The 9,990-nt window shown below is 59.7% G+C and carries 7 protein-coding genes; 3 read left to right on the forward strand and 4 right to left on the reverse strand.

The features are described 5' to 3' along the window. Window positions 1-171: 171 nt before the first annotated feature. The gene (locus tag IIC71_14695; protein ID MCH7670428.1) at window positions 172-1,446 is read left to right on the forward strand and encodes a HAMP domain-containing histidine kinase; all 1,275 of its coding nucleotides are present in this window, start codon (window positions 172-174) and stop codon (window positions 1,444-1,446) included. 370 nt (window positions 1,447-1,816) lie between these two features. Here the strand turns inward: IIC71_14695 and IIC71_14700 are convergent, their stop codons facing one another. The 3 genes from IIC71_14700 to IIC71_14710 all read right to left on the reverse strand — a co-directional run bounded on the left by IIC71_14700 (window position 1,817) and on the right by IIC71_14710 (window position 5,920). Continuing rightward, entirely contained in the window at window positions 1,817-2,536 is a 720-nt protein-coding gene (locus tag IIC71_14700; protein MCH7670429.1) for an SDR family oxidoreductase, read from the reverse strand. A gap of 432 nt (window positions 2,537-2,968) precedes the next feature. Next, window positions 2,969-5,671, reverse strand: coding sequence for an MMPL family transporter (locus IIC71_14705; protein ID MCH7670430.1), 2,703 nt, complete (start codon window positions 5,669-5,671; stop codon window positions 2,969-2,971). Between the two features lie 57 nt (window positions 5,672-5,728). Continuing rightward, window positions 5,729-5,920, reverse strand: coding sequence for a hypothetical protein (locus IIC71_14710; protein ID MCH7670431.1), 192 nt, complete (start codon window positions 5,918-5,920; stop codon window positions 5,729-5,731). A 376-nt stretch (window positions 5,921-6,296) separates the two neighbouring features. Between IIC71_14710 and IIC71_14715 the strand changes: the two genes are divergently transcribed. Then, complete coding sequence (locus IIC71_14715) at window positions 6,297-7,067, forward strand: alpha/beta hydrolase (protein ID MCH7670432.1); 771 nt, start codon at window positions 6,297-6,299, stop codon at window positions 7,065-7,067. A 207-nt stretch (window positions 7,068-7,274) separates the two neighbouring features. Here IIC71_14715 and IIC71_14720 read toward each other — a convergent pair whose 3' ends face one another. Beyond that, window positions 7,275-8,411, reverse strand: a complete 1,137-nt coding sequence (locus tag IIC71_14720; GenBank protein ID MCH7670433.1) for an ATP-binding protein — start codon at window positions 8,409-8,411, stop codon at window positions 7,275-7,277. A 345-nt stretch (window positions 8,412-8,756) separates the two neighbouring features. Between IIC71_14720 and IIC71_14725 the strand changes: the two genes are divergently transcribed. Continuing rightward, entirely contained in the window at window positions 8,757-9,980 is a 1,224-nt protein-coding gene (locus tag IIC71_14725) for an IS256 family transposase (GenBank protein MCH7670434.1), read from the forward strand. Window positions 9,981-9,990: the final 10 nt, after the last annotated feature.

A 9,990-nucleotide genomic window follows, 5' to 3' on the forward strand; every position in this document is an offset into this window, starting at 1 on the left:
TCATGACGGACCTCGAAACCCTGGGCGGATGAGCGGATGGGCGTGGGGTTGGGCGGTGCGCCGGAGTCCCTGCCACCGGATTGTGAAATTTTGCAGGTGAATGCCGACAGATGCACGAGGGGACTACAAGGGTGATGCGACGGCACCGCGAAGGAAGGTTGGCTAGCGTTCGTGAAACTCAGGAATACTGAATCACTGGCGACGCCCGCGATGGCTCAGGGTCTGGTATACGTGCCGGACTTGACAAGGGTGTGGCACCGGTTTCGTCTGGTCACGGGCTCGTCCACGCTTGTCGCTGCTGCGGTCCTGGGAGTGTTATGGGGTTGGTGGGGCGGCTACATCACCGCGGCGCTCGCTGGAGTCGCGATGGCGGACACCTATCGTCGCCTCCGGAATCCGGGCCTTGCGCCGATGCCTGCAATGTTCCTCGACGTGACCCTGGTCGGGGTCGCGATGGTGGTGGTGCAACTCAGACCGGCGGGAATCGGGGCGCCATTCATCTACATGCTGGTCATGCCTGCACTTATGCTCCCCTGGAAACGTGCCTGGTGGATCATGGGTTACGCCATGGCCTGGACAGCGGTGGCACTCGTTGGATTCGATGTCACGCCGCTGACGGCGGCGGTGTCACCTGGGGTGATCACGGCAGTTGCTTACGCCATCTTTGGCGGTCACACCGTGGCACTTGTGGTTGTCATCTCGAATGCGCTTGATCGCTCCTACGAGGCCAAGGATCAGTTTCTTGCCGCCATCAGCCACGAGATACGAACTCCACTCACTTCGATCCTGGGGTGGTCGAAGGTGCTTCAAGATGAGTTCGTCACCCTCGACGCCAGCGAGAAGGCAGAGGCTCTCCAGACGATCGAGTCGGAAGCCGAGGAGGTCACTGACATCATCGAAGACCTCCTGGTCGCGGCACAGTTGAACAGCGGTGGACTCGCGGTGCAAAAGCAGTTCATCGACCTTGCCACAGAGGCACGCGCGGTACTGGCAACAATGAAACTCGACCCAAGCCGGCGGATCGCCGTCCGCGGGAGCACCCGCCCAGCGCTTGGCGATCCGCTACGGATACGGCAGATCATCCGAAACCTGATAACCAATACCAAGCGCTACGGCGGATCCGAAACATGGATCGACCTCTACAGCGCCGAATCACAGTGCGCCCTCGCCGTCTCGGACGATGGCCCTGGTGTTTCCCAAGGCCTGCAAGATCACATCTTCGAACCGTATGTGCAGGGCGGTGGCGCACACAGAGCGGAACAAACGATGGGCCTCGGGCTCACCGTATCGCGAGATCTGGCACTACTCATGGGTGGCGACCTTCAATACCGGCACGCTGCGGGCGTGACCGTGTTCACACTGACACTCCCGAGCGCTCCCCCGCAAGAACCCGCCATCGTCGAGCTGGCAAGTGACACAATGCAACCTGCGCCCCAACAGGGGTAACCACGCCGCCGATCCTCATAACAAGCGCATGTCCTCAGCCTTGAGGCAACTTCTGATACGGCTGTGGTGTGCCTCCTTGCTCGGCCATTCGTCCTTACTGGGAAGGCCTCAAGTGCGCCGACGGCTCGGGGAGATCAGCACGGAACCATGACTCGGGACACGAGTGGTCTGTCGCAGAATCGGCAGCCCATCTCATTCACGGAAGGCCGCATTGTCTCCGCGCCCAACAACGATCTGCACAGAGACAGACTCGCCGCCGCAAGCCAGACAGTCAACACATCTCACTTGCCAATCGCGCGGATCTGCGGGTTTCCCAGACTTGAACCGCGCTGACACCGCAGAACCTCGATCGTGGTCGGTCGCTTGTTTTCTAGTCGTCTTCCTTGACGCTACGCATGGACCAGACCAGGGTGCGCATCGACGTGGGTTGCATCAGGACCATGACTACAGCGGCGGCCACATCGTCGGCACTCATCATGTCCGCCAGTCCCGGCATGTCGGGAGTGCGACCTGAGCCCATGGCAAATTCTGTGGCCGTGCCTCCCGGACAGAGCGTGCTCACGCGTATGCTGGATCCGCGCAGCTCCCTGTCGAGGCCACCGGCGAGGCCCACCTGGGCGAACTTCGTCGCGGCATACACAGCCTCATCACCGGCTCCGCGCAGCCCCGCCACTGAGGCCACAATGACGATGTCACCGCCACCCGCTTCGAGGAACCGCGGGACCGCGGCGCGAATCGGCCAGATGGTTCCCGCGACGTTCGTATCGATCATCAGATTGATCTCTTCATCGCTGAGGTCCATGATGCCACCGTACGCACCGACCCCGGCGTTGACCACGAGAGCGTCCAGACGACCGAATCTCGCGTACGCCGCATCAACGAGTCGTTGCGAATCAGCGGGATCTCGGACGTCCATCTCCAAGACGACCGCGTTCGATCCAAGCTCGGAAGCGAGCTTATCGAGCCGATCGACGCGACGCGCACCGAGCACGACGGAAGCTCCCTCGGCCACCAATGCGCGCGCCGACGCTGCTCCGATCCCTGAGCTGGCCCCCGTGATGGCAACAGTGATGCCGGTCAAATCTCTCATCATGGGGAACTCTCTCTGCTTCGTTGGCTGGATATCGGATGCTCAAGTCGAAGCGTACCAGCGAGCGCTGCTCAGCTAGCCGTCGCGCAGCTAGTCGGGACGGCTTTACCGAGGCGTAAGCTCGCGATCGTATCCGGGCGAGCACGACGGTTGGCGTGTCACGCACGTCAGGGTGTGTGGGAAGCATGGGTTGAAGGCGATACTCGTCTCACGCCAAGAACAACAAGGGCGCCTCCGCAGCAGAGACCGCAGGGAGAGCGACATTAGCTGTCATGAAGACACTCGTTCCCTAGCCCGATAGCGGATCAGCCCGGCTCTTAACTTCGACTCGAGCCGACCTCGTCAACTACCCCCGCCATCGAATTACCCGGGGTATCTCAGCATGTCTCGGAGTGTCCAATCATCTAATTCCATTGCGCAAGCGGGCGACCTCTACTCACCGATGACAACGTTCGAGTCGACGGCGTCGAGGACCGCGTCGCCACGTGACCTGTGCCACCGATCCCAGACAATGAGCATCGAAGGTAACACCAGCACGGCAGCAAGGAAGGCGAGAAGGATGGTGTACGCAAGCACGAATCCGAACTGGCGGAACGGGATCGTTGTAGATGTCATGAGAATGCCGAAGCCCAAGACTGTGGTGATCGCTGATCCACCCAACGCGCCACCGGTGTGCGTGAGCGTGTGCGCGATGGCAGCGTCCTCATTCGGCTGTTCAAGACGTTCCTCAAGGTACCGGTGCGTGACGTGAATCATGTATGGGATGCCGATGCCAATTCCAATTGCAGAGATCATTGCGGTAACCGGCCCAAACGGGATGTTGAGGGTCGCCATGATCCCGAAGGTCCACACGACAACCATCGCGACAGGCACGGTGGTGATAAGCCCAAGCATCGGTCGACGTAACTCGAACCAGAAGTTGATCACCAGCAGAAGGAACGCAGCTCCGAGAGTGAGCAACAGCGACGACAGTTGCGAGTCACGAAGCGAAGTCACAACCAGGTCTGAGATGATGAAGCTCGATGTCGCAACAGACTCCAACCCGGCCTGCTGGCCGCCAGAGAACACGCTGTTCAAGTCTTCCGCAAGATTGGCAGCACTCTCCTCTCCAGCGACCGTATCAAACCTGAACAACGCTGCCGAATAACCAGACTCGTCTGCGGCCAGCACACCATCCATGACGACTGACTGGCTGGCGACTGCGGCGTCGTACACCAACGTGAGATCTGCGTTTGACGGGAAAGTTCGATCCTGTCCAAACCCGGCGTCCGCAGCGGCCGCCGCGGTCGCAACGTCGTGCATTTCTCCGTCGGGATCCATCAAGGCGAGCATCACGCCAATAAACGACGTCCCTGTTGGGAACTCTCCGACGCCTGGCACGTCAATCGATCGCACATGAGATATGGCAGGCGCGGCCGAATAGCTTTCAAACATCGTGTTCCACGCAGCGCCAGTGGCGACGTCACCGCTCACCAGTACCGACGTCGACTCTGGAAAGTCGAAGCGGTCGCTCAGCGTTATGGCAGTATCGCGAAGAGGCGAAGTCGTCGGGACGAAGTCCAGAAACGAGAACTTGGTGGATAACCCCGTCATCGCGTAGGCACCCAGGCCCGTGAATAGCAAAGCCACCACAATTGTGACGGCTGCGAACTTCTGAGGTAACACCGCAGCCCTCCCGACGATCTTTGGCAGAGCCCGCGCCTCGCCGACAGCGAGACCATCCGTGTCCAGTCGGTGGTGTCTCTCCGCCCGTCGGTCTAACAATTCGCGCACAGCGGGCATGAACGTCAACATCAGCAGGAACGAGAACGCGATGCCCACAGCCGCGAGCTCACCGAACTCTGCAAGTGCAGGGAGGTCGTTCGTAATATTGGTAAGGAATCCGACCGCTGTCGTCAGAGTCGCGAGAACAAGCGCAACACCGACAGTCCTGATTGCCGTAGAAATCGCTGCGTCGACGGTCTTGCCGTCGTGGAGTTCCTGGCGGTAACGCGAGGTCATGTGGATCGCGTAGTCGACGCCGAGACCGATGAGGAGAATCGGCAGGATCTGAACCATCTGTGATTGTTCCTCGAAACGTAGATACCCATATCCGTTCATCCACTGAATGACCAGGCCGATCGTAAGGAACGTCAGCAACGTATCGGCGACCGTTCTGCGGATCCGTCGACTCCCAACCGTCCATAGGAGAAACGCCGCGACGTAGAACATCAAGGCGGTGAGCAGCACCGGACCCAACCCGGCGTCGGCCCACGATGCGGGCAGTACGTCGGGGAACAGCAGCGCGAGACCCGGAGCGATCGAGATACTCGCGCCAATGACCATCAGAACAATCCCGACAACGAACAGCCCACGATCTCGGACAGAACCGGTGCGCACCATAAACACGCTGGCCAGGACAAGCAGGATGATGAGCCCTGCCGATGCGAACAGCCGGAGGATCTCTTGCTGAAAGTCATCTGAGGATCCGAAGATCAGCTCCTGGCTAAACGGATCCATCGCTATCGACTCCGACGTCTGGGCGATTGACACAGCGTCCGCGACAGCCACAGCCCGCCTCGCTGACTCATCAAAGTCGTCGCTCGAGACATACGAGATCGCAGTCAACCCATACTCGGCGGTGGCGGTCTCGAAGTTCGCGTCCTCGGATACCAACGCCGTCATGAACGCCTGAAACTCCACAGGGAGCTCCCCAAATCCCCCGACGTAAAGTGCCTTCACCTCAGAGTCCGAGGTCGGATACTCAGCGCCTGCCTGAAGAGCGAACTGCACAGGGGCGAGATGGCTCAGAACCGCAGAGAACTCTTGTGAATCAGCAAGATACTGCGCAGCATCGCTCGCCCGAACACTTTCATCGAGAGCGAACACCGCGTTCAGGGCGTCAAGCGTAATCACGTCACCCGTCGAGGAAGAGGTCAACACCTGCATGCTTGCGACAGAGCCGAACGTCTCTGAGATGAACGTTGAAGCTGATAATTCTGGGGCGTTCGGGGCAAATGCCTCGTTCTGATCCTCAGCAGGCAGAAACTGAGATGCCAACGAACCGAAGACCATGGTCAACACGACTGTCACGCCAACGACGACCCACGGCACCCTTCTCACCGCGCTGGCAAGACCTCTCACCAATGATTTCACGACATCCTCCACCTGATCGACCTGAGTCAGAATACGACAGAGTCCACCAAATCGACACTAGTACACCGTCCCAAGGATTCTGCCTCTCAACGATAGCCCCCTGTGTCCGAGCAACCGGCGGACTCGATACATGGTGACCGCCGCGATCGAAAGACCCGGATCGAGGAGCGCGCGGAGCGGGCACACTCCCGCCGCCACAGACACCGTGCCGTCAACGAGGCTGGTGTAGGACCGACGCACCGTATTCAAGAAGACGAATCCCCCTAGGCCGGTTCCGGAGCGACACGATTCCAGCGCTGGGTATGTCGACGGGCGAGATAGTGGCACGAAGGTCACTGTGCCCGCAGCCGGCAGCCGATTGTTGTTGACAGAGTGCCATCAATGACCGACAGTGTTATCGGCAGTCGAGGCGCTACGTGCCCTCGTCAGAAGTAAGCCCCGGATCGGCGATGATTCATCGTCCCGGGGCCGCTGCGCGTCTAGGGCACATTGACGCGAGTCGAGTCGCGCATCCGGCATTTGATGCCGCTGACCGTCTCGCAATCGACACCGTATCGGCAGCCTGAGCGAGCGCCCGCCGCAACGTCCGCAAGCCACTGGATCGGTATCCGGTAGCCTGCTCGCCATGCGCTCGACGATCCATGTGACCGGCCACGATATTGAATATGACGTGCTCAACCCTGAGGGGGAGGCGCCATGGGTCGTCTTCTTGCACGAGGGGCTGGGGAGCATTGACCTGTGGCGGGGTTTCCCGGCGGACGTTGTCGCGGCGACGGGGCGGCCCGGGCTGGTGTACAGCCGCTACGGATACGGCTTTTCGGATGCGTTCACCGTGCCTCGGAGTGTCAACTTCATGCACCATGAGGCGCTGGTGATACTCCCTGAGGTGCTCGCCGAGTTCGGTATTGAGCGCCCGATCCTGGTCGGTCATTCCGATGGGGCGTCGATCGCCCTCATCCATGCCGGGGCGGGTCACCCCGTTGCGGGGATCGTTGCGCTGGCACCCCATGTCTTCGTCGAACCGATAGCGATCGCCGCGATCGAGGCGGCGAAGGAGCGGTTCGCCACTACTGATCTTGCTGACCGGATGGGCCGCTATCACCGAGACCCCGTCGCGACGTTCCGTGGCTGGAACGACATATGGCTCGACCCGGCGTTCTTGGACTGGGACATCACCGAGTACCTGCCCACGATCGAGTGCCCGGTCCTCCTGATCCAAGGCCACGACGACGAATACGGCACGTTCGCCCAACTCGACACAATCGACTCCGCAGTCTGCGGTCCGGTAGAACGCCGAGAACTGAAAGACTGCCGCCACTCCCCCCACATCGACCGCCGGCCCGAGACCCTCCAGGCAACAATTCGGTTCATCAACACTGTCATGGCCGCTCGGTGACTTCGCTACGCCCAGACCAGACTCGAACCGAGGACACATCGCCCTTCGCTCCAAGAACGGCCGCACACTCGTCCGATACCATGTACGCAGACGGTGGACCGTCGCGACTCCAATCCTCAGCCTTCGCGTCATGTTAGATCTCGGCGCTCGCGCCGAACGTGGCAGGTCCACGAAACGTCGGCATGTGCGGAGCTCACCAACCCGATCCTAAGCAGCACCTTCCAGACGCCGTGTGAGCAACTCAAGACCGAGATTCGGCATCCTACGCGAGACCCTCGAACGGCCACCGGATACTGCGAGAGCGCTCGCCTCAGCGAGCAACTCATCGTCGCCGAAGTCCGACAAAGCACGACCATCCACCATGCTCGCTCGACGTTCATCAATGGCACGGCTCGCCGCTCTCAAGTCGGAGAATTCCACCGCCGCCTGCCGGATGTGCGCGTAGCTTGAGGCCTCCATGCGCTCGATCAGATCGGCATACTCGTCCGCAGTGAGGTACAGGGCAGCAACGAGTGGGACAACCCCTGCCATGTCTGACTTGTCCCTATCCGACATGCTCAACGCGGATGTGAGCACGTCGGCGACACCGGCAGCTGTGCAGCTGCACAGCGCCAGCCAGAAGAAAAGGGTCGCCCGTCGTCGCAGACCGCTCTGTACAAGGAGCTCGCATGCGTCACTATTGGTCAGATCGAGCGCATCTCGGTTGACGAAGAGATACAGGAGGTCGTCGCCATCGAGCAACTTCTCGCGACGCTGCCTGAACAGATCGACGGATCGTGATAGAAAGTAGCTTGGTTCATCTCGCACTTCTCCACTGTCCACCATTCGCAGGTGAGCACTCTCGGGAGCCGAAACGACCATCTGGAACTGTTGGAGAATTCGATTTCGTTGATCCTCGCGCCATCGGAGGTAATCCGACCGTCTTGCCGTCTCAACCTTCGTATTGTGCCTGACGAGCACAGCGTTCTTGTGGAACACCAGTTGGGCTCCATTCCCATGGTTGCCGTCCCTACAGAGCACTAACGGTGGGTTGGCCGCCTTCGGTACGATCACGTCCACGACAACGCGACCCTCGGGACAACCGTCCGAGGTGAGTCGCAGATCGATCTCGAGGTGGTCGGGATTGAGGAAGCGATCGAGCAGGTCACCGATCGTCGCTGGATCCCACTTATCAGCTTCGTCACCCTCTACGCCTACGACCGTCCCGTCGTCAGCGACACCGATGCGAATGCGACCACCGTTGGTGTTCGCCATACCAACAATCTCTCGTACCAGTTTCAGACGATCGTGTAGGTTCTCCGGATTGAGGGACTCCTTGAACTCGAGCGTTTTACTTTCGGTCACTTTTGATCTCCGTGAAACTCAGTGGTGGCTCCCATCTGAAGATACACGGGTGCGTTCGGATGTTGCTCGTTTCGGCTTCGCGCGTCATGCCGCGATGCGGGTACCGACCACCACCGCCTGTCAAGTTCCGGTACCCGTGCGACGGTTTTGACTCCGGTACGCGTGTGACACTGTTAGGGCGCGGCGTTGATGCGTCGGGGCCGTCCGGCGGGGTTCGCAAAGGCGCCGTGTTCTTTGGCCGGGTCGTGTCGGGTGGCGTGGCTGCGGATGAGGGACTGTCCGGCATTTTGTGTAAGAGGCGACTAGAACTGGGGCTGGCGTTGCCGGCTCTGAGGAAGGACGCTTATGAAAAATATTTCGCAGGAGTTGTTGGACGAGTTGTTAGCTGATTATGAACGCCCGGAGGACCTGATAGGTCCTGATGGGTTGTTGAAGGAGCTGTTCAGTCGTCTGGTTGAAACCGCGGCTGGTTCCGAGTTGACGGACCCTTTGGGTTACGAGAAAGGTGATCCGGTGGGGTGGGGGTCGGGGAACTCGCGTAACGGGACGACGTCTAAGACGTTGTTAACAGATCACGGTGCGGTGCCTGTGGCGATGCCCCGGGACCGTAACGGGTCGTTTCAGCCACAGATCGTTACCAAGGGTCAAACCCATTTCGACGGGTTTGATGACAAGATCATCTCAATGTACGCCGGGGGGATGACCTACAGCGAGATTCAGGGCCACCTCGCCGATATTTACGGTGTTGAGATATCGAAGGATTTCTTGACCCGGGTCACCGACGCGGTCCTTGACGATGTCAAGGTGTGGCAGAACCGGCCCCTGGATCCGTGTTACCCGATCGTGTGGGTCGACGCCCTTGTTGTCAAGATCCGCACCGATGGGGTGGTCCGTAACCGGCCTGCGTATCTGGTTTTGGGACTCAACATTGAGGGCCGTAAAGAGGCCCTGGGCCTATGGATTGGGAAAGGCGGCGAGTCAGCAAAGTTTTGGCTCAAGATCTTCAACGACATCAAGAACCGTGGTGTCGAGTCGATCTGTGTGGTGTGCTGTGACGGGTTGACCGCCTTACCTGAAGCAATCGAAGCTGTGTACGGTGACGCTTGGATCCAGACGTGTGTGGTGCATCTGATCCGTAACAGTCTCAAACATGTGTCTTACAAAGACCGCAGAGCCGTAGCCCGGGACCTTAAACCGGTGTATCAGGCCGCCACTGAAGAGGTAGCTGTATCAGCACTCGTCGCGTTCGAAGACACCTGGGGTGACAGGTATCCAATGATTTCGGAGTCGTGGCGGGCCCGGTGGGAGCTCTTCATACCGTTCCTGGCGTTCCCCGAACCGATCCGCAAAATTGTGTACACCACGAACTCGATCGAAGCAGTGAACCGGCAGCTCCGCAAGATCATTAAAACAAGGGGTCATTTCCCAACCGAAGACGCCGCCATGAAGCTGCTGTGGCTGGCGTTACGCAACGCTGAGAAGAAATGGACCTACCCGATCAAAGAATGGCCCAGGGCCCTCCACCAATTCGCGATCTACTTCCCCGGCCAAATACCCCTCGACTTGTAAACCGAAACCG

It is taken from the genome of Acidobacteriota bacterium, from assembly GCA_022562055.1.
Classification (GTDB): Bacteria; Actinomycetota; Acidimicrobiia; order Spongiisociales; family UBA5794; genus BMS3BBIN02.